Source organism: Halobacillus litoralis (assembly GCF_009856415.1).
GTDB lineage: Bacteria > Bacillota > Bacilli > Bacillales > Halobacillaceae > Halobacillus > Halobacillus litoralis_C.
The window spans coordinates 764,934-784,846 of sequence record NZ_WMEZ01000002.1 but is presented as its reverse complement, the minus strand read 5'-3'; the positions used below and the strand labels follow the sequence as shown (position 1 = coordinate 784,846).

Annotated in this window: 20 protein-coding genes; 9 read left to right on the top strand and 11 right to left on the bottom strand. The window is 42.7% G+C overall.

Annotated features, from left to right (window positions below; translation table 11 throughout):
* Positions 1-23: 23 nt before the first annotated feature.
* Complete coding sequence (locus GLV98_RS09275; protein WP_160914300.1) at positions 24-1,031, bottom strand: NADP-dependent oxidoreductase; 1,008 nt, start codon at positions 1,029-1,031, stop codon at positions 24-26.
* A 102-nt stretch (positions 1,032-1,133) separates the two neighbouring features.
* On the opposite strand from GLV98_RS09275, the gene GLV98_RS09270 reads away from it, so the two are divergent.
* Together GLV98_RS09270 and GLV98_RS09265 are read left to right on the top strand one after the other, a co-directional pair.
* On the top strand, positions 1,134-1,868 hold the full coding sequence (locus tag GLV98_RS09270; RefSeq protein ID WP_160914298.1) for a GNAT family N-acetyltransferase: 735 nt from the start codon (positions 1,134-1,136) through the stop codon (positions 1,866-1,868).
* 44 nt (positions 1,869-1,912) lie between these two features.
* The gene (locus GLV98_RS09265) at positions 1,913-2,188 is read left to right on the top strand and encodes a hypothetical protein (RefSeq protein ID WP_160914296.1); all 276 of its coding nucleotides are present in this window, start codon (positions 1,913-1,915) and stop codon (positions 2,186-2,188) included.
* A gap of 41 nt (positions 2,189-2,229) precedes the next feature.
* Here the strand turns inward: GLV98_RS09265 and GLV98_RS09260 are convergent, their stop codons facing one another.
* Together GLV98_RS09260 and exaC are read right to left on the bottom strand one after the other, a co-directional pair.
* Positions 2,230-2,598 carry a DUF779 domain-containing protein gene (locus GLV98_RS09260; protein WP_160914293.1) on the bottom strand — a complete coding sequence of 123 codons (369 nt, stop codon included), beginning with the start codon at positions 2,596-2,598 and terminating at the stop codon, positions 2,230-2,232.
* Between the two features lie 52 nt (positions 2,599-2,650).
* Entirely contained in the window at positions 2,651-4,171 is a 1,521-nt protein-coding gene (gene exaC / locus GLV98_RS09255; protein ID WP_160914291.1) for an acetaldehyde dehydrogenase ExaC, read from the bottom strand.
* A gap of 197 nt (positions 4,172-4,368) precedes the next feature.
* Between exaC and GLV98_RS09250 the strand changes: the two genes are divergently transcribed.
* Positions 4,369-5,244: a 5'-3' exonuclease gene (locus tag GLV98_RS09250; protein WP_160914289.1), complete on the top strand. Its 876-nt coding sequence runs from the start codon at positions 4,369-4,371 to the stop codon at positions 5,242-5,244.
* Positions 5,245-5,280: 36 nt separating this feature from the next.
* On the opposite strand, the gene GLV98_RS09245 is transcribed toward GLV98_RS09250, so the two are convergent.
* From GLV98_RS09245 to GLV98_RS09230, 4 genes are all read right to left on the bottom strand, one after another.
* Entirely contained in the window at positions 5,281-6,543 is a 1,263-nt protein-coding gene (locus tag GLV98_RS09245; RefSeq protein WP_160914287.1) for a helix-turn-helix domain-containing protein, read from the bottom strand.
* A 151-nt stretch (positions 6,544-6,694) separates the two neighbouring features.
* A complete protein-coding gene (locus tag GLV98_RS09240) occupies positions 6,695-7,330 on the bottom strand; it encodes an SDR family oxidoreductase (RefSeq protein ID WP_160914284.1) in 636 nt (211 codons plus the stop codon).
* A gap of 84 nt (positions 7,331-7,414) precedes the next feature.
* Positions 7,415-8,353: a PD-(D/E)XK nuclease family protein gene (locus GLV98_RS09235; protein WP_160914282.1), complete on the bottom strand. Its 939-nt coding sequence runs from the start codon at positions 8,351-8,353 to the stop codon at positions 7,415-7,417.
* Between the two features lie 44 nt (positions 8,354-8,397).
* The gene (locus GLV98_RS09230; RefSeq protein WP_160914280.1) at positions 8,398-8,709 is read right to left on the bottom strand and encodes an MGMT family protein; all 312 of its coding nucleotides are present in this window, start codon (positions 8,707-8,709) and stop codon (positions 8,398-8,400) included.
* 108 nt (positions 8,710-8,817) lie between these two features.
* Between GLV98_RS09230 and thiD the strand changes: the two genes are divergently transcribed.
* Positions 8,818-9,621: a bifunctional hydroxymethylpyrimidine kinase/phosphomethylpyrimidine kinase gene (gene thiD / locus GLV98_RS09225; protein WP_160914278.1), complete on the top strand. Its 804-nt coding sequence runs from the start codon at positions 8,818-8,820 to the stop codon at positions 9,619-9,621.
* Positions 9,622-10,181: 560 nt separating this feature from the next.
* Here thiD and GLV98_RS09220 read toward each other — a convergent pair.
* From GLV98_RS09220 to GLV98_RS09205, 4 genes are all read right to left on the bottom strand, one after another.
* A complete protein-coding gene (locus GLV98_RS09220) occupies positions 10,182-11,123 on the bottom strand; it encodes a rhodanese-related sulfurtransferase (RefSeq protein WP_160914276.1) in 942 nt (313 codons plus the stop codon).
* Positions 11,124-11,209: 86 nt separating this feature from the next.
* Positions 11,210-12,571 carry an MFS transporter gene (locus GLV98_RS09215; RefSeq protein WP_160914273.1) on the bottom strand — a complete coding sequence of 454 codons (1,362 nt, stop codon included), beginning with the start codon at positions 12,569-12,571 and terminating at the stop codon, positions 11,210-11,212.
* A gap of 197 nt (positions 12,572-12,768) precedes the next feature.
* Positions 12,769-13,317 (bottom strand): cysteine hydrolase family protein, encoded by a 549-nt coding sequence (locus tag GLV98_RS09210; protein ID WP_160914271.1) that lies wholly within the window; start codon positions 13,315-13,317, stop codon positions 12,769-12,771.
* A gap of 59 nt (positions 13,318-13,376) precedes the next feature.
* Complete coding sequence (locus GLV98_RS09205; protein WP_202409969.1) at positions 13,377-14,624, bottom strand: MFS transporter; 1,248 nt, start codon at positions 14,622-14,624, stop codon at positions 13,377-13,379.
* A gap of 236 nt (positions 14,625-14,860) precedes the next feature.
* On the opposite strand from GLV98_RS09205, the gene GLV98_RS09200 reads away from it, so the two are divergent.
* From GLV98_RS09200 to GLV98_RS09180, 5 genes are all read left to right on the top strand, one after another.
* The gene (locus tag GLV98_RS09200) at positions 14,861-15,349 is read left to right on the top strand and encodes a PTS sugar transporter subunit IIA (RefSeq protein WP_160914269.1); all 489 of its coding nucleotides are present in this window, start codon (positions 14,861-14,863) and stop codon (positions 15,347-15,349) included.
* A 25-nt stretch (positions 15,350-15,374) separates the two neighbouring features.
* Positions 15,375-16,784 carry a PTS system trehalose-specific EIIBC component gene (gene treP / locus GLV98_RS09195; protein WP_160914267.1) on the top strand — a complete coding sequence of 470 codons (1,410 nt, stop codon included), beginning with the start codon at positions 15,375-15,377 and terminating at the stop codon, positions 16,782-16,784.
* Between the two features lie 24 nt (positions 16,785-16,808).
* The gene (gene treC / locus GLV98_RS09190) at positions 16,809-18,491 is read left to right on the top strand and encodes an alpha,alpha-phosphotrehalase (RefSeq protein WP_202409968.1); all 1,683 of its coding nucleotides are present in this window, start codon (positions 16,809-16,811) and stop codon (positions 18,489-18,491) included.
* 18 nt (positions 18,492-18,509) lie between these two features.
* The gene (treR, locus tag GLV98_RS09185; protein WP_160914265.1) at positions 18,510-19,223 is read left to right on the top strand and encodes a trehalose operon repressor; all 714 of its coding nucleotides are present in this window, start codon (positions 18,510-18,512) and stop codon (positions 19,221-19,223) included.
* 91 nt (positions 19,224-19,314) lie between these two features.
* A complete protein-coding gene (locus GLV98_RS09180; RefSeq protein WP_160914263.1) occupies positions 19,315-19,824 on the top strand; it encodes a DUF6933 domain-containing protein in 510 nt (169 codons plus the stop codon).
* The last annotated feature ends 89 nt before the right edge of the window (positions 19,825-19,913 follow it).

Genomic DNA, 19,913 nt, shown 5'->3' with positions numbered 1-19,913 from the left:
TTTATTTTGATTTTTATCGGCTATTACTTTTGAGAGGGTTCTGCAACTTTGACAAGTTGTTTACCTAGGTTCGCTCCTTCAAATAACCCGAAGAATGCATCTGGAATATTTTCAAATCCTTCTGTGATCGTTTCTTCATATTTCAAACGGCCTTCCTGTAGCCATTGAGCTAAGTGGGAAAAGCCTTCCTTAAATTGGTCCTGATAATCTCCGACTGTGAACCCTTTGATGAGGGCGCTGGATTTAATTAAATGCATCTGCATCCGTGGTCCTTGATCGTTCGGGACGTTGTAGGATGCGATGGCTCCGCACTGGGCGATGCGCGCGAATTTGTTCAACAATGGATAGACAGCATCTGAAATATCGCCTCCGACATTATCAAAATAGATGTCTACGCCATTTGGACAAGCTTCTTCCAGACGGTCAGGCACGCTTTCAGTTTTGTAGTTGATGACTTCGTCAACGCCAAGTTCATTTTTCAAGTAGGCTAACTTTTCATCTGAACCGGCAATGCCGACCACATGACAGCCTGATATTTTACCTATTTGTACAACAGTAGAACCAACGGCTCCGGCAGCTCCTGAAACGACTAATGTTTCGCCTTCTTTTGGCTGTCCAATATCCATCAGTCCGAAATATGCTGTTAATCCAGGCATACCTAGGATTCCTAGAGATGTAGTGACGGGTCCAAGACTTGGATCAACTTTTCTGAGCGTGTCTGCTGGAGCTGCTGCATACTCTTTCCACGGGAGCATGCCTGTGACAATGTCACCTTCCTGTAGAGCATCTGCTTTCGATTCCACAACTTCCCCAACAACCCCGCCTTCCATAGGTTCGTTCAATTGGAAAGGAGCGATATACGATTTAGCGGCGCTCATGCGGCCTCTCATGTAAGGATCGACGGAAACATAAAGCAGTTTGACGAGGACTTCCCCTTGAGATGGGACCGGACGCTCCGTTTCTGCGATTTTAATATGTTCATGCGTAGGAGCGGCTTCTGGTCGTTTAACTAATTGAATTTCTTTGTTCATTTTTATCACTCTCCTTGCTTGTATCATAACGGGTCCATTCCTTTATTGGGAAATGATATGTTTGAAAATGTAAGGTACGATAGATGAAAGGGAGGCGGAAGAATGATGGGTAGACTTTATGAAAAGGTAAAATTCGTTGAAGGAGAAAATTTCGTAACCATTGAAGAGACACGGGATCTCACAAATGAAGAAATGCAATCACTGGCTCTTAAATTTGTAAGAGATCCAAAGTATGATGGAGTGAAAAACCGGACAATCCTTGTTTCCTCCACCTTTAAAGAAGAAACAACCCAATACATAAAAGGTCTTGGATTCAAACACCATGATGACGTTTATTTTGTCCGTTGTGGTTTAGACGAGATAGGTATGGTGAATGAGGAAGCACGAACTTTTGAATGCACATCGCTCAGACAGGAAGAGGAAGTCGTTTTCAAAGAAACATGGCGCAGGTCGATGGAAGGGTCCTTGAACGCTCCACAATCTTTAAATATGGACGAACAAATGAAGACCGTCAAAAAAGAATTGGGACCAGGCTATGTGGATACCTGTTTGACGGCTTATGAAAATGGTATCCCTATAGGAGTGATCATGCCACATATTGAACCAGGAACAAAGGAGGAAGGGAGAATTTTTTACTTTGGTTTGGTTCCGGAAGAACGAGGAAAGAACAAAGCAACGGCCTTATATAAGGAGGGGTTGAACGTCCTTAAAAACCGTTTCCATGCGTCCTATAGTGTGGGGGCAACAAGCGTCCATAACAAGCCGATGTTGAAAGTTTTTGAGAACTGCGGTTGTACAATGACAGAAAAAGTACGGGTGTACAAATACTCAAAGTAATCGTAGAAGACACTTTCGGTACAGGATAAGGGGAGAGGTATTCCATGAAGGAGAATTGGACGTCACGGGCATCGTTAGCCTTATCGCTAAAATATGATTATGTAAAAATCGATTCTACGGCTCACTATGGAGAGGTCAACATCATCGACATGGAAAAACAACAGGTGCTTATACAGTTATTCATTGATCTGAAAAGGAACGTAGTAAGAAAAAGGGGTTCATTAAATGGAGGCGGGATTGAAGAAAATGAGCTCATTTTAGAGGTCAAAGGAAATCTGGCTTATTGGGATCACCAAACCATAGAGAAAAACCTTGGTTAAAGAGTAAGAAACGCCCAGGACTTATCCTGGACGTTTCCTTTTTATGAATCTATGGTTTCCTTCAGTTCTTTGTACTCTTCATCTGTAAACGCGCGCGAGCGAGTGAGGAATCTTTTTCCTTCGACACCTTCCAGTGAAAACATTCCACCGCGTCCATCCACGACATCAATGATCAGCTGTGTATGCTTCCAGTAATCATACTGCTTTTTATTGATGTAAAAAGGGGTATCTCCGATTCTTCCAAGTAAAACATCTTGACTGCCAATCAAAAGATCTCCTTCTTCATAGCACATGGGCGAGCTGCCATCACAGCACCCACCCGATTGGTGAAAAAGAAGGGATCCGTGCTTTTCTTTCAGCATCTCGATCAGCTCAAGAGCGGCGTCTGTTGCTTTTACACGTTCAACCATCTTTTCAGCTCCTTTCGTTGTGCCGAAAATCAAGCAGTTTCACACGCTTTTTTTAAAAGAATCCAAGCTTCTGCGGGCTGTAGCTGACGAGCATATTTTTCGTTTGTTGATAATGGCTGAGCATCATCTTATGGTTTTCTCTTCCGACACCGGACATTTTATATCCGCCGAAGGCTGCATGAGCAGGGTAGGCGTGGTAACAGTTGGTCCAAACACGACCGGCTTCGATTCCGCGACCAAAACGGTAGGCTGTATTCATATCACGTGTCCACACACCAGCCCCCAAGCCATAAAGCGTGTCATTGGCGAGCTTCATCGCTTCTTCTTTATCTTTGAATGTCGTTACAGATAGGACTGGACCGAAGATTTCTTCCTGGAAAATTCTCATGCTGTTATCGCCTTTAAATACGGTCGGCTGCACGTAGTATCCTTCTTTGAAGTCACCTTCCATTTGATTGCGTGCTCCTCCAGTGAGGCACTCGGCTCCTTCTTCTTTACCGACTTCAAGGTAAGACAAGATTTTCTCCAGTTGTTCAGAGGAAGCTTGAGCACCCATCATCACTTCAGGGTCAAGCGGATTCCCTGTCTTGATTTCTTTGACGCGTTTGATAGCCCGTTCCATAAACTCGTCATAGATGGACTCCTGAATGAGGGCACGAGAAGGACATGTACATACTTCACCCTGGTTCAGAGCAAACATGACCATTCCTTCGATCGTTTTATCTAAGAAATCGTCATCTTCACGCATGACATCTTCAAATATGATGTTCGGTGATTTCCCACCAAGCTCCAGGGTGACAGGAATGATGTTTTGAGAGGCATATTGCATGATCATTCGTCCGGTCGTTGTTTCCCCAGTAAAAGCGATTTTACTAATGCGAGGGCTTTGAGCTAACGGTTTCCCAGCTTCTAAACCGTAACCGTTGACGACATTCAATACCCCTGCAGGCAACAAATCTTCAATTAGTTCCAGCAGGTACATGATGGATGCTGGTGTCTGTTCCGCAGGCTTCAGGACAATCGCGTTCCCAGCAGCGAGAGCGGGAGCTATTTTCCATGTCGCCATCAACAGTGGGAAGTTCCATGGAATAATTTGACCGACGACTCCTAGTGGCTCTTGGAAATGATAGGCGATTGTATCGTTATCAATTTCACCGATGGATCCTTCTTGAGAACGAATCACCGAAGCGAAATAACGGAAGTGATCAACAGCAAGGGGAAGGTCAGCGTTCAAAGTTTCACGGACAGCTTTTCCGTTCTCCCACGTTTCCGCAATAGCCAAACTTTCGAGGTTTTCCTCCATACGGTCTGCAATGCGGTTAAGAACCAAAGAACGTTCCGTCACGGATGCTTTTCCCCAGGCATCCTTCGCTTGGTGTGCGGCATCAAGGGCAAGCTCGATATCCTCCTCCGTCGAACGTGCAACCTGACAAAACGTTTGTCCTGTTACAGGGGTGACATTATCGAAGTATTGTCCTTTGACAGGCGCTGTCCATTCACCGCCAATGAAGTTGTCATAACGTTTCTTGAACTGAACTTTAGATCCTTTTGTATTAGGAAAAGCATATACCATAAAAAACATCCTCCTAGTAATTTACTTATGCAACCGCTTACAAAAAGTTTTATGTAAGTAGGCGCGCTTACTTTTTAAATTATCACTTGTACAGAATATTGTCAATTTACAGACAAATATGTGAAAATTTCTAGTACGAACACAGGAGAAAGATTGTTATAATGGAACTATTCATAGGCAAAAGGAGTTAGTAAATAATGACAACAACGAATCGAGTGATGCTCGTAGACGGCATGGCGTTGCTTTTCCGTGCGTTTTATGCGACAGCTATGAGCAATTATTATATGATCAACAGCAAAGGTATGCCGACCAATGGGGTCTATGGCATGATGAAACACATGTTCACGGCAATAGAAACCTACCAGCCCACACACGTGATTTGCTGCTGGGATATGGGAAGTAAGACGTTCCGTAATGATCTTTTTCCCGACTACAAAGCGAATCGGGGAGCTCCTCCAGAAGAATTGATTCCACAATTTGATTTAGCCAAAGAAGTTGTAGAGTCTCTCGATATTCCTAATGTTGGGCAAGTCGGTTATGAAGCGGATGATTGCATGGGAACGCTGAGTCGAGCGTACAGTGAACATTCTCAAGTCTTCCTGTTAACGGGAGATCAGGACCTTCTACAATTGTTGCAACCCAATGTGCATGTCGTGTTATTGAAGAAAGGGTATGGCAATTATGCAGAGTATCAAGAGGAATCCTTTACAGAAGAAAAAGGAATTACGCCACAGCAAATGATTGATTTGAAGGCTCTCATGGGGGATTCAAGTGATAACTACCCTGGTGTAAAAGGAATCGGAGAGAAAACCGCTCTGAAGCTTCTCCTTAAATACGGATCCATCGAAGGAATCCTGGAGAATATCGAAGAACTGACGAAGGGGCAGCGTACGAAGATTGAAGACAACTTGGATATGCTGCATCTATCCAGAAAGCTTGCTGCTATCCATTGTGAAGCGGATGTGGACTGTTCATTAGAAGAAGCTCTGTTTTATATTAATGATGAAAAGATGAGCGCCAAGTTTGATGAGCTTGAATTTAAAAATTGGGAGAAAAATATTGTACGAATGTAAAAAAGGTCGGAGGCATGTGCCCTCCGACCTTTTTTTCTACAGAAGATCTTTCTTTTGAGTATCACGATAATTATTTGATTCTTTGTAATACATAGCAGCCTTTTTGTACATACGTTTTTCATAAAATAGATTTCCTAGCATTTCTGTAAATTCTTTGTAATCTTTATATTCATTAAGCCTTCTGAAATCAGGAATAATTATGTCTTCTAGTTTTTTAATAAACTCCTCATTTAGGGTTTTTTCATTAAGCATGTACTTTAAAATATAAAACTTATGCTTATATTTAAGGTAATTATTTTCTTCGGCTATCTTTTCTCCCTGGTGAATATACTCCTCACACAATTGTTTTTCCCTATTATGGAAGCTAGCCAATGCAAGCATATATATGGTAGCTGCTTTGAAGGGAGTTTCCTCTGTTTCGATGTCATATGCTTTTTGGAGGTAATGGTATGCTTGGTCGTATTTTTCTTGGTTGATATAATTACTTCCAAGGTTGTGGTATATTCGGCGGGTTTCATGGATGGGAAGATGGTATTTTGCTATCCTTAAAACTTTCAACAAATATTCTTCAGCAATTTGCAAGGCGCCTAATGAATTATAATTGATGGCGATAATGATATAGGAATCGACCATCCGTGAATAATGCAATGTAGATTTATATAGATCTAATGCACGGAAAGCATAATGGGTAGACTCGACATATGCTCTTGACTTTGAATAAGTGAGAGCTAAATGCATGTAGACTTCACCATCGTCTATTGGTAATTTTTTCATTAGTTTCTCAGTATCATTGAAATGGTGCAAAGCTTGAGGTAATTCTCCTAAGAACAGGTGATGAACTCCTACTATTTTGTGGAAGAAAAATTTATATTCGTTTGTTGCACCTTCATAAGTTGTACGAATTTCTTTCAGTTTTTTCTCATCAATGGGTTTTCTTTCTTTAGTCATGATGTGACGTACTTCTATAATTTGATATAAATTAACGAGTTCAATGTTTTGGTTGTCTTCTAAAGATGTTTTACATTTTTCATATAATTCATCCATTAGAGGAAAGTCTCTCATTTGTGCAGCATAATTCCATTCAAGGAGGGCGTTATGAATCTGTTCATCAAACTCTTCGTTGATGTCGGTTAGCTTAATGTTCAGTCTTTCTCCAAGAAGACGGTATATATCATCGCTGGCACTAATGATATCATGCTCAATTTTACTCAAGTAGGATACGGAGCAAATACCGGATGCAAGATCTTCTAATGTTAAATTCTTGAATTTGCGGTGTTGTTTAATTAACGAACCTTTCATATTCACTACTCCTTTAAAGCGCCAATTACTTACATTATAGCAAAATACCTTCATGTTCAATGTATATAATTTCCTTTTGAGGGTTTTATAGGAGTGTAAGGGAGAGGGATATGTAAAAAGCTCAACCACTTGAGGTGGTTGAGCAGTCTGATCATGATAGTGTCTTCAGGGCTTCTTCGATTTGAGTATCTCCTGAAATCATCTCAAATGTTTTATGGTAAGCGTTTGGTTCCTGCAGGGATGCAATCATTGTCTTAGCTACGTCTGCGCGAGGAATTGTCCCTCTTTCAACAGTTTCGCCGACTTGTATTTTGCTGGTCCCTTCATCGTTCGTCAAACCGCCTGGGCGTACGATGGTGTAATCAAGCTCGGTGGACTTCAGGAAGTCATCTGCTTCCCCTTTCATTTCAAGGTAATGCTTCAATTCTTCAGGGCCTCGTTCTGGATCTCCAGCCCCCATGCCGCTTAACATAATGAATTTCTTAATGCCGAGGTTTTCTGTTGCTTTCGCAAGGTTGATGGCTCCGTCACGATCCACGGCTTCTGTTTGCTCAGCACCTGTGCTTGAGCCTGATCCAGCAGCAAACATGACAGCGTCCATTCCTTTGATCGCATAACCGACATCTTTTGTCAGATCTGCCAGTACGGGGGTACCACCTAACTTCTCAATCGTCCCTTTTTGTTCTTCTTTCCGTACCATGCCGAACGGCTCGTGACCATCAGCTTTTAAGTTTTGAATAAGTAGTCGTCCTGTATCTCCGTTTGCTCCTGCTACGAGTACTTTCATCTATAATCACGACTCCTTCTGGTTAATAAGTTTACAATACTTATTTAGCCCGTTTCCGTATTTGGTAAACATACGGACCTGCCATCAAGAAGGGAAGCAAAGCTCCTGGTAGTTACAACGTGCACAGACCCTGGGGTCATCCTGCATAGGGAATTGATCGATAGGGAGGGGTTCATTTTTCACTGCATCTTCTAAATAGAGTTTCATCTGCTCCATACTGATCTGGTACAGATGTTGGACATTGATCAGGTCCTGCTCTGTTAATTGATGTTCGACATGTGTACCATCAACTAAATATTCGTTTCGAATGATGATATCGTCAAGGGATTCAATTTCGTGCTTGTTTTGCAAATAAAGGGCATAAAGGGCAAGTTGGTTCCGGTCCTCATCGGATGCTTTTCCCGTTTTCCAATCGACAATAATCCACTTGTCATGATCGAGATCTTTGTACACAAGGTCCATCACAATATAAACTTTGGCTTCATCCGTTTTGAGGAAACGGAAAGTTTCAGATTCCATGAACTTCATTTGTTCCTTGTTCTGCACATCTGTAAAGGTTTTACTTGAATAAAAATTAGAGACCGTTTTCTGTAGGCGATCGGTAATTTTGCGCACTTTGGCTTCTGGCAGAGTGTCTGTCTGACTGTAATAAATTTCGTGAAGCATCGTATAATGCTTCGGCCTGTTCATCCATAAATGTTCTTTCTTCGTAGATTCGATAAACCCGCGGTTCAAATGATGGCGGACTTCATCCATGAAATCTTGTTCAGTCATGACCGGTTGGTTCTTCAATACGCATTGAATGGTCTGATAGATCAAATCGTGGACCACACTTCCGAAGTGCATTTCCAAGTTGGTCATTTTTTTCAATCGGTACGCTTGTTTGGCCAAAGTATCGGCCGAACGGAGCCATCCATTATGGGATACATAATAATCGTACGCATATTTCCTTAGGCAGGATAACATCGTTTTATGCCTGGACAGAGACCAGGATAATTCCGGGTAGGGTTTCACTTCGAACATGAGTAACATCCTTCGTTAGTTTCATAGATTTAATGTTTCCATTTCTATTCTTCAAAACAGAGTGGATCATCGTGTTGGTATTCTCTCATTGATATTTTATCATGAATGACTACAACGCCATCCATTTCTAAGAGCTTTCGTTGTCTAGAAGGATCCTTCACAGCAATCTCCCCTTTGGCATTGACGACACGATGCCAGGGAAGGTCGTGTTTATCACTCATACTGTGAAGCGCACGGGCCACTTGTCTTGCTGCTCGGGGGTTCCCAGCACATGCCGCAATTTGCCCGTATGACATGACACGTCCTTTTGGAATACTATGGATGATTTGAATGATACGTTGAGTGAATGGCTGCATAAATCGGCCTCCTTACTTAAATTTTACAAGATGAAAAGGCTTTTTGAATAGAAGCATGTTTCTATAATTGATACAATTTCTATAGATGAAAGAGAGGGGACAAGCAGGATGAGTATACCAAAAGTTTTAACAATCGCCGGTTCAGCTGCACAGGGAAGTGCCGGCATTCAAGCAGATCTTAAGACGTTCCAAGAATTCAATGTATATGGAATGAGTGCTGTTACAGCTATTGTAGCGAATAATAAACAAACAGAAAGAGGGATTTTCACGCAGCCAATGGATGCCATAGAAGCCCAAATCTATGCTTCATTCGAACATGTCGGAGTCGATGCTCTTAAAACAGGCATGTTGTTCACCGAGGATATTATAAAAAAAGTGGCTGGTCTGATTAAAGCGTCTGAAGTCACGAATGTAGTGGTGGATCCTGTAATGATTGGGAAGATGGGGTCTCAGTTATTAAAAGATGAGGCGATTGAAACCCTGACACAAGAACTTGTTCCTCTGGCAAAAGTCGTCACCCCTAATTTACATGAAGCAGCAAGGATGCTTCAATGTGAGGTTCCTGAAACTCCTGAAGATATGAAAGTCGTGGCAAGGGACCTGTATCACCTGGGGGCAGAGTATGTTCTTGTAAAAGGAGGGAGCTTAAAAGGATACCCGGCGGTCGACATGCTTTATGATGGATCAAGTATCACCGAACTTGAAACCGAAAGAGTGGAGACCATTCATACGAGTGGGGCAGGGTGTACGTATTCCGCTGCCATTACGGCAGAACTTGCCAATGGATATTCTGTCGAAGAAGCGGTCAGACGGGCGAAGTCATTCGTAACAAGTGCCATCCGCCACGCCTTATCTTTCGACCGCGGCATAGGCTCCACCTACCACGCCGCTCATAGAGTAATCAATGATTAAAGGATATAGCATTATTCTTGAAGACTCGAAATCGATACGTTTCGAGGTTCGTAGCTTATTTTGAGCAGCAGGGGTGGTTGGGAGCTACTCGCTTTCCTGCGGGATATCGCCTACCTCCTTCTCCCACGGGTGTAACGCAGTTTCCCAACCACCCCATTGGATGTGTGTGTGAAAAACGTTCCCCTTATCCCAAGGGTGAGAGTCTTCAACTTACCGCTTTCATATAGACAAAATCACTCTTGTTGCAGGAGTGTTGGAGAATATACCCTTTTTAGCAGTTGCACCCTAATATAGTATGCTTCACTATTTTCTGAAGTAGTTTCGAAATACTTATATGGCAAGGGGCGGAGGGGGATGGGGAGACTCCTGTGGGAAAAAGTGCATGGTGAGACCCCACAGGACGCAGTCCGAGGAGGCTCACCGCGCTCCCGCGGAAAGCGAGCCATCCCCCGCAGCCACACCCACTCAACAAAAGTCTCGAAACTGAGTCTTCAAGAATAGGGAGCATATGTATGATATAAGAAATCCCCTCTTCACGGATGTGAGAGAGGGGATGAGAGTTAACCGTTAATGCGGTCATATTTATCAATTTGTTTCTTGCGGACAACGTCCCAGCGGTTTTCTGGGTGTTCTTTACATTCTGCTGTACATGCGGCATGTTGCTCTTCTTCACACTCTTTACAGCATACATATTGACGGTTACACACCGGGTTACTGCAGTTAATAATACGATCTTCTGCTTTTCCACAATGTTCGCACTCTGAAATGACCTTTTCTTCTACTTGGTTGATCGGAACAGAGATACGCTCGTCAAATACATACATTTTTCCATCGAAGAGCTCGCCTTTGACTTCTGGGTCTTTGCCGTAAGTGGTAATTCCACCTTCAAGCTGATAGACATCTTCGACTCCGTTTTTCTTAAGAATACCTGTCAGTTTTTCGCAGCGAATTCCGCCAGTGCAGTAGGTGAGGACTTTCTTATCCTTCCACTGGTCGGCATTTTCGGCGATCCATTCAGGGAACTCACGGGAGTGGTTAACATCCGGCTGGATCGCATTGCGGAAGTGTCCGATGCGGTATTCATATTCATTACGTCCGTCGATGACGATGGTGTCATCATCTTTCAGCATTTCATTAAACTCTTTAGGTTTTAAGTGTTTACCACCGAACGTCTTGGGGTCAATATCGTCTTCTTCAATACTCCAGTTGACTAGCTCAGGCTTCACGCGGCAATGCATTTTCTTGAAAGCGTGTCCTTCATGCTCATCAATTTTGAAGTGGATATCTGCAAAACGCTCATCAGAGCGTACATAGTTCATATATTCTTCCACTTGTTCAACGGTACCTGAAACCGTTCCGTTAATCCCTTCGTGAGAAACGATGATACGTCCCTTCAAACCAAGGTCTTTACAGAAATTCAGATGGTTTTGGCAATATTCTTCATAGTCAGGAAGGTCGACATACTTATAATACAGCAGAACTCGGTAATCTTTTGAGCTCATAAGTGATTCCTCCTAATATTTATATCTATACAGTAGTAAATAACAGAAATGTCCATACTCCATCATATTCGATTTATATCCGGATTTCAAATATCAGTTTTTTGAACAAATTCCAACCGTCTGATCTTGTATGAATACAGCCACAGAACCAAGGTGGAGGCCGTCATTAAAACGATGAGGGAACCGAACGGTAGGATAAAGTTCTTGGCGGTATAAGGTTGAGCACTAAACTCTAATAGTATACCGGCAAGGACAGAACCGGTCGCACTACCGATGAATTGCATCTGTTGCTTAAGACCGATTCCGGCACCGATCTGTTCTTTAGGCAGGATTCGGGAAACTTCATTGGTCGAACTTGAAGATAAACTGGAGAACCCGAAACTCGTAAACATATAAGCAATCATAATCATATACGGACTCTTTCCTGCCAGGAAAAAGAAAATGAAGGCTGAAATCATCAGTAGGACTTGAGATAAGAATAAAATTTTGATGTTACCGTAGGCATCTATCAGTCGTCCTACGTAAATCGCGGCAGCTGCTGATAGCATAGCGCCAGGGAAAATGATAAATCCGATGGCGGCTGCCCCGCGTCCATACACTTGCTCCAGCATGATCGGCATTAGAAAAAGCACAGCGAAATGCAAAGTAAAGCCAATGTAGCTTGTAAAGACAATGCGGCGGTAATGGCTGTTTTTTACAAGTTCTGGTTGGATGAAAGGCGATTTCGTCCGATTGATTCTCCACCATAGGAGAGAAGCAGACAGGAGTCCACCCAGCAAGTAGTAGGATGTTAATGTTGAAATATAAAGCAAGAACATGGTGGCGCTGATTCCGGATAACAAAGCTCCGATGACATCAAAATGCCCTTTCTCAGCTTTTTCAACAGGCATGAACTTGTACAAGACTGGAATGACAATGAAAACCATAATCGTCACGATGAACAGGTAGTTCCAATCGAGGTAGTCTGTAATCAACCCGCCAATAACGGGGCCTAGTCCAAACCCTAAGGAGGTTGCAGAGGCAATCAGTGCATAGGCGCTTCCTCGTCTCGTCATAGGGATATACCTTCCGGCAAAGACCATGGATAAACCAGGAATCGATGCCGCTCCTGCAGCCTGACATAACCGAGCGATCAACAACCAGAGATAACTGTCTGCTAAAAATCCGATAATGGAAGAGAGGCTGAAAATACAGATCCCTATCGTTAATAATGTCCGGATTGGCAAATAGTCAGACAAGCGCGTAAAGGTAATTGTGAAAATGGCTAACACAATCGAATAGCCGGAAACAATCCAGGCTCCTTCTGAAGGCATGAGCGAGAAATCTTTTAATATATTTGGTAAAGCGATGTTGAACATCGTTGTGTTCATAACAACAATTAAGATTGTAGCAGCTAAAATGAATACTGTACGAAAATGTTCCTGGGAAGGACGAGAGGTCAGTGGCATATCGTCTCTTCTTCCTTTCTATGATTTCATTAGACACTCGAAATACTATACCACAAGTTTCCTAGAGAGAAAAATAACGAGCACAAAAACACCCGTTGACGGCATCAACGGGTGTTTAATTATCATCTGGGAATGGTTGGAATTCTAGTTTTGAACCTATTGCTCTATAAAGCGGCCTTCAGTCAGGGGATTTAGTGTTATAGAATTTTCGCCCCCAGTGTGGACTCAAAGTGTGATAGAGCCCATGTGTGGCCGGCTTCATTAAAGCTTGCCACTCCATCTTTGTGGACATGGATGTGATAACCAAGGTTATAAGCATCGATTGCTGAGTGGAGCACACAGATATCTGTACAGACTCCAACAAGGTGGAGTTCGGTGATTCCGCGTTCTCTCAGCTTTAAATCCAGATCAGTTCCAGCGAAAGCACTGTAACGGGTTTTATCCATGTAAAGGGTGTTGGGCTTATGCTTATTTTCTTTATAGAGCCTTTGAAGTGATCCGTACAACTCCCGTCCTTTCGTTCCACGGATGTTATGGGGAGGGAAGAGGTCTGTCTCGGGATGGTAAGGGTCCCCTTCTTCGTGAACGTCTACTCCGAATACGACAAGATTTCCTTCATTCATAAATGTCTCCGTTACATCATGAATGTACTTTTCCAGAACTTGTGCGGGTGGTCCGCAGGTCAACGCCCCATCATTTTCTACAAAGTCGTTCGTATAATCGATGATGATTAAAGCACGTTTCATTCTATCCCCTCCAAGTGTCTTTACACTTATCTTAACAGATGCAAGGCGGAAACGCGTGCTTAATAGCCAGGAATATGCTTCGTGGAGGTGACACTTCTATTCATAGCCATGAACAAGAGTGTGCCAGAGATGACCAAAAGGGCACTTGTAACGAAAAATACCATAGAAAACCCATAAGCTCCTGCAATCATTCCGCCCATGGACGGACCAATAATATTCCCAAGGAAACGGATGCTTGTATTATAACCTAATACTTCCCCTTGCATAGCGACGGGAGCCTCCTGGCGAATGTAAGCGGTACGGACTGGAATAATGCCACCAATAGATACTCCTAATAAAAAGCGGAGGACAACCAGTTGCCATATGTTCGTAACGAAGGCAGCGGGGAAGTAAACGATTCCTGCCATGAACAAAAGGAAAACGAGGATCTTCACATAACCGATCCGATCGGCGATTTTCCCCCACTGTTTGGACATCATCAAGTTCCCAAGACCTGCAGCTGAAAAGGCGATTCCTGAGAATAAGGCTAAATTTTCCGGCCCGTGTAAATCACCAACGAATAAGGACAGAATCGGTTGAATACTAAAATGGGCGATTTGAACAAATAAAGAAACAATCATAACCATGAACAGCATAGGGTGCTTGAAGATATGCGCAAGGACCTCTCTGGATTGATAGCTTGTTTTTTCATGGTCTCCTTCTTTTTTAATCCGCTGTTCATGAATACCGAAGAAAACAATGAGAGCAGATAGGGCGACTGTGATGGATACATATTGAAAAGTGGTCGCATAACCAATGGAATCTGCAATCCAACCTCCGAGCAACGGCCCCATTAAACTTCCGGTAATGCTTCCTGTCTGCAATGATCCTAGAACTTGACCGGCGATATTTTTAGGGGTTTGGGTAGAAATCAATGCTTGGGACATGGGGATAAATCCTGTGAAGATGCCCATGAATAAACGAAGGAGAAAGAGCTGCCACACGGATGTGACGAATCCCATAAGAAATACGGAAAGCGCGAGCCCTGCAGCAGAGATGATCAAAATATTCTTTCTTCCATATCTATCTCCAATTTTCCCCCAGATTGGGGAACATAGAAAAGCAGATACGAACGTGATGCCGAAAACCCAACCAGACCAGGACTGGACATAGGCATCTGTATAATTTCCGAGTTCTTCTATATATAAAGATAAAAACGGCAGAACCATCGTAATACTTCCGGCTATAAAAAAATTGGCAAACCACATGATCCACAGGTTCCGTTTCGCCCGAGATTCGTTAGTAAGGATAATATCCCTTCTTCCCATTTATTTCGACACCCTAAATACATAACACAATTCTTAAAAAAGGGGAACCATAAACCACTAAGTTCCAACAATTTTTTAACATTTATAAGTTTCCAATTGGCCAGGAAGGGAATTCCAATTATATCGCCGGATTGTTAACGGTTGCAAAACATGTATATACAAATTATAATCATAGTTAATTGATGTATATACAAGTCACAAGAGCTTCAATGAAAGCGTTTGAGGAGGAGAAACATATGTTTAAGAAATTGTTTGGAAATAAAGAGACAGAATTGAAAATGGCGTCACCATTAACTGGAAAAAAGGTAGCTTTGGAGGAAGTGCCGGACCCGGTGTTTTCTCAGAAAATGATGGGGGAAGGAATTGCAGTCGATCCAAAGGACGGCGAAGTACTTAGCCCTGTAGAAGGTACGATTGTTCAATTATTCCCAACGAAGCACGCAGTAGGCTTGGAAACGAAAAGTGGTGCAGAAATTCTAATCCATATTGGACTTGAAACCGTTGCAATGGGTGGTGAAGGTTTTGAAGCTTTTGTGTCACAAGGGGACAAAGTGAAAGTAGGAGACAAACTGATTGCCTTCGACTTGGATCTTGTGAAAGAGAAAGCGAAGAGTACGGTAACACCAATCATTGTCACGAACAGTGATGACTTTGATGTACAAGTAGCTGAGGAAGTTGAATTGAACGCCGGTTCTACACCATTGATGACTGTGAAGAAAAAGTAAAAAAACACGCCGGGAGGTAGAAAAAATGAACCATAAGAAGCAGGCCGAGCAGATTTTAGAAGCGATCGGCGGAAAGGAAAACTTGTCTGCTGCAACCCACTGTGTCACACGTTTGCGTTTGGCGTTACATGATGAAGGCATCGTCGACCAGGAGAAACTGAACAATATTGATGCTGTGAAAGGATCTTTTTCAACAAACGGTCAGTTTCAAATCGTTGTCGGACAGGGGACTGTTGATAAAGTTTATAAAGAGTTCGTAGCTCTTGCTGGTGTAGGTGAATCTTCTAAAGAAGAAGTGAAAGAGGCTTCCAAAGGAAATATGAATCCTATTCAACGAGCAATAAAAACGCTTGCTGATATTTTCATTCCGATTCTACCAGCGATCGTAACCGCTGGTTTGCTGCTTGGTATCAATAATATCTTGACAGCGCAGGGGATTTTCTGGGACGAACAGTCCATTATTGATGTGTATCCACAGTGGTCAGGCATAGCGAACATGATTATCATCATAGCCAATACTGCCTTCGTGTTCTTACCCGGACTCATTGGTTGGTCCGCGGTTAAAAAGTTCGGTGGTAGTCCAATCTTAGGTATTGTCATAGGTCTCGTGCTTGTACACCCTGATCTATTGAATGCCTGGTCTTACGGGGATGCCGTAGCTGAAGGGTCTGTACCAACCTGGGATTTATTTGGATTAACCGTTGAAAAAATCGGTTACCAAGGACAAGTCCTGCCTGTACTTGTTGCGTCTTATTTATTGACTAAAATTGAACTATTCTTACGTAACCGTATTCCTGATAATATACAATTATTGTTCGTCGGACCGATTTCCTTGTTAGTGACTGGTTTCTTGACGTTCATCATCATTGGACCAATTACATTTGCGATTGGTAACTGGATCACAGATGGCCTTGTCGCCACTTTTGATACTTTTGCTTGGTTAGGTGGTCTTATCTATGGTGGTTTATATGGTGTGCTCGTCATAACAGGGATGCACCATACATTCCTTGCTGTTGATATTCAGCTGGTTGGGAGCACGGGAACAACATTCTTGTGGCCGATGCTTGCTCTATCCAATATCGCTCAAGGTTCTGCTGCATTCGCCATCTGGTTAGCTTCCAAAGATGATAAGCTCAAAGGTTTGAGTGTATCTTCTGGTATTTCTGCATGGCTAGGGATCACAGAACCAGCATTATTCGGGGTGAACCTGCGCTTTAAGTATCCATTCATTATTGCGATCACCTCTTCCGCCCTTGCCGGCCTTTATATCTCAGCCCAAGGTGTATTGGCAAGTTCCATCGGTGTCGGTGGTGTGCCGGGGATCTTCTCGATCGTTGCGGAGTACTGGCTGGACTTTGCCATCGGTATGGTCATCGTCATTGTTCTTCCGCTAGTAGGAACGTATCTCTATGCGAAGCGTAAAAAAGACGTATAAAAATTTAAAAACGGTGGTGCTACAATGATTGAACAACCTTGGTGGAAAAAAGCTGTCGTTTATCAAATTTATCCGAAGAGCTTCAATGATACGACAGGAAACGGTGTCGGTGATATCCAGGGAATTATTGGAAAATTGGATTACTTGCATAAACTCGGGGTCGATGTCCTTTGGCTGACCCCGATGTACAAGTCTCCTCAAAACGATAATGGATATGACATCAGTGATTATTATGACATCCACGATGAATACGGGACGATGCAGGACTTCGAAAGGCTGCTTGAAGAAACGCATAACCGTGGCATGAAGCTCATTATGGACATCGTCGTCAACCACACGTCTACGGAACATCAATGGTTCCAAGAGGCTAAAAAATCAAAAGACAATCCTTATCGCGACTATTATATCTGGCGTGATCCTGTGAATGGGGAAGAGCCGACGAATTGGCAATCTAAATTCGGGGGCAATGCGTGGGAGTACGATGAACAAACAGGTCAGTATTATTTGCACTTGTTCGATGTCACTCAAGCCGATTTAAACTGGGAAAACGAACAGATGCGTGAAGATATCTATGAAATGATGCGTTTCTGGGGTGAAAAGGGAGTGGATGGCTTCCGTCTTGATGTCATCAACCTGATCTCCAAAAATCAGGAGTTTCCGAATGATGATGGAAGTGTCGCACCTGGAGACGGGCGTAAATACTATACCGACGGACCGCGCGTCCATGAATTTATGCAGGAAATGAATCGTGAAGTTTTCAAGCCTTATGACCTGATGACCGTAGGAGAAATGTCTTCGACGAGCATTGAACATTGCATAAAATACACGGCCCCTGACCGCGATGAATTGAGCATGACGTTCAATTTCCATCATTTGAAAGTGGACTATCCAAACGGTGAAAAATGGACAGTCGCTGATTTCAATTTCCATGAGTTGAAGCAGATCCTTTCGAAGTGGCAGCGGGAAATGAATAAAGGAAATGGTTGGAACGCTTTGTTCTGGTGTAACCACGACCAGCCTCGTGTACTGTCAAGATTCGGAGATGATGAAAACTATCCTGAAGAATCTGGGAAAATGCTGGCAACCACCATCCACATGATGCAAGGAACGCCTTACATTTACCAAGGAGAAGAATTTGGGATGACCAATCCTAAGTTCGAAAGCATCGAGCGTTACCGTGATGTCGAATCACTCAATATGTATGAAGAGTTCAAAGCCAAAGGGTTCAGTGAAAAGGAAATCATTGAGATTTTAAAACAGAAGTCTCGTGACAATTCTCGTACTCCTGTACAATGGAATAGAGAAGAAAATGCCGGCTTTACTGAAGGAACCCCATGGATTGATGTAGCGGATAATTATAAAGAAATCAATGCAGAAGTGGTGATGAACAAACAAGAATCCATCTTCAACCACTATCAAAAATTGATTGAATTACGTAAGTCTCACGATATCATCACCCATGGCGATTACCATTTGCTTACACCAGACCACGATCAAGTATTTGCTTATCTCCGTGAATGGAATGGGGAACAGTTGCTGGTTGTGAATAACTTCTACGGCGAAGAAACGACGTTCACAGTACCAGAAGATGTCCAGGTATCTGGTGAGGCTGACATCCTTTTGAGCAACTATGATGATTCTCCAAAAGATTACCGTGAAATCAGCCTTCGCCCATACGAGTCGGTTGTTTATCATCTTACCGATTAAAAGGTGAGGGGGCGCAAAATGAAAAACAAATATGTCGAGATTTATCATAAACTCGTGAAAGATATTCAGAAGGGAGAGTACACAGCAGGTGGTACTCTCCCTTCTGAGCACGACTTATGTGCACGCTTTGAGACATCCAGGGAGACGATTCGGAAAGCTTTGAACCTGCTATCGCAAAATGGTTATATTCAAAAAGTACGTGGAAAAGGATCTGTTGTCCTTGATCGTGATAAATTTGAGTTTCCTGTTTCAGGTTTAACGAGTTTCAAAGAGCTCTCCGAGCGATTAGGCCAAAGTTTTCAAACCCATGTGCATGAGCTCACTCTTGTCAAAGAGGCGGGAGTTTGCCGTCAACTCAACTGTCCGGAAGGTTCTCACCTTTGGAAAGTCGTACGTTCCCGGGAAATTGGTGGAGAACGAATCATACTGGATAAAGACTTCCTAAGACAGGACCTAGTGTATGACCTAACCAAAGAAATTGCTCAAACGTCGCTTTATCATTATATAGAAAATGAACTAGGGCTCGATATCAGCTTCGCGAAAAAAGAAATCGTCATCGAGCCGGTGACGGCTGAAGACGAAGAATTTTTGGATTTGAACGGTCATGACCAAGTCGTTGTTATTCGAAGTTATGTCTATTTAGGAGATACGACAGCCTTTCAATTTACAGAATCCAGACATAGACCCGATAAATTTCAATTCGTTGACTTTGCACGGAGAACAAAGGTGTAAGAGGAAGGGGAGCCGGTTTTTGGTTCCTCTTTGTTTTTTTATCGTTACACGTTAAAATAAGGATACGACTAGTAAGGACGAGGTGGAAAAATTGTTCGTTATCGGAGCAACAAAAAAGTTACAAAATGAAATCGATCAACCGATAGAAGAGGTCGAAGAATATACGGATGTACCGGAAATATACCAGTGGCATGCAAACATCGTCACCATCAATCGAAGGAAATGTCTACTGTTAATGAACAATGCAACAGGATTGAACCTGACGTTGTTTGGATTGAGAAAACAGCAATTTCAACATCTTGACAGCGTAATTAAAGGTTCACTAAAGCAATTGTTTCAATTGTTAGGGGTAGAAAAGGAAATTGTCGATCAAATGTTGGGAGCAGCCGACGAAATCGTTTATACGAAAACGAAAAGTCGTAAAGTACTCGGAATGCTGAATGAAATTAAGTTCTTCTCTGAGGATATGGCTGCAGGAAAAGCTTACGAAGACATAGATGCTGCGGAAATTAATGAATATAATAATAAAGAACTCGTATTTTCTAATTTGGATCAGATCACTCCTTATAAAGAATTTGCTCGTTACTTTGAAAAGCAGTAGTGCCTAGGCATTGCTGCTTTTTGTTTTTTTCGTCGTTCATGAACTTGCATACGTCTCCTTTATGAAGGATTTTATAGCTGATATGGATA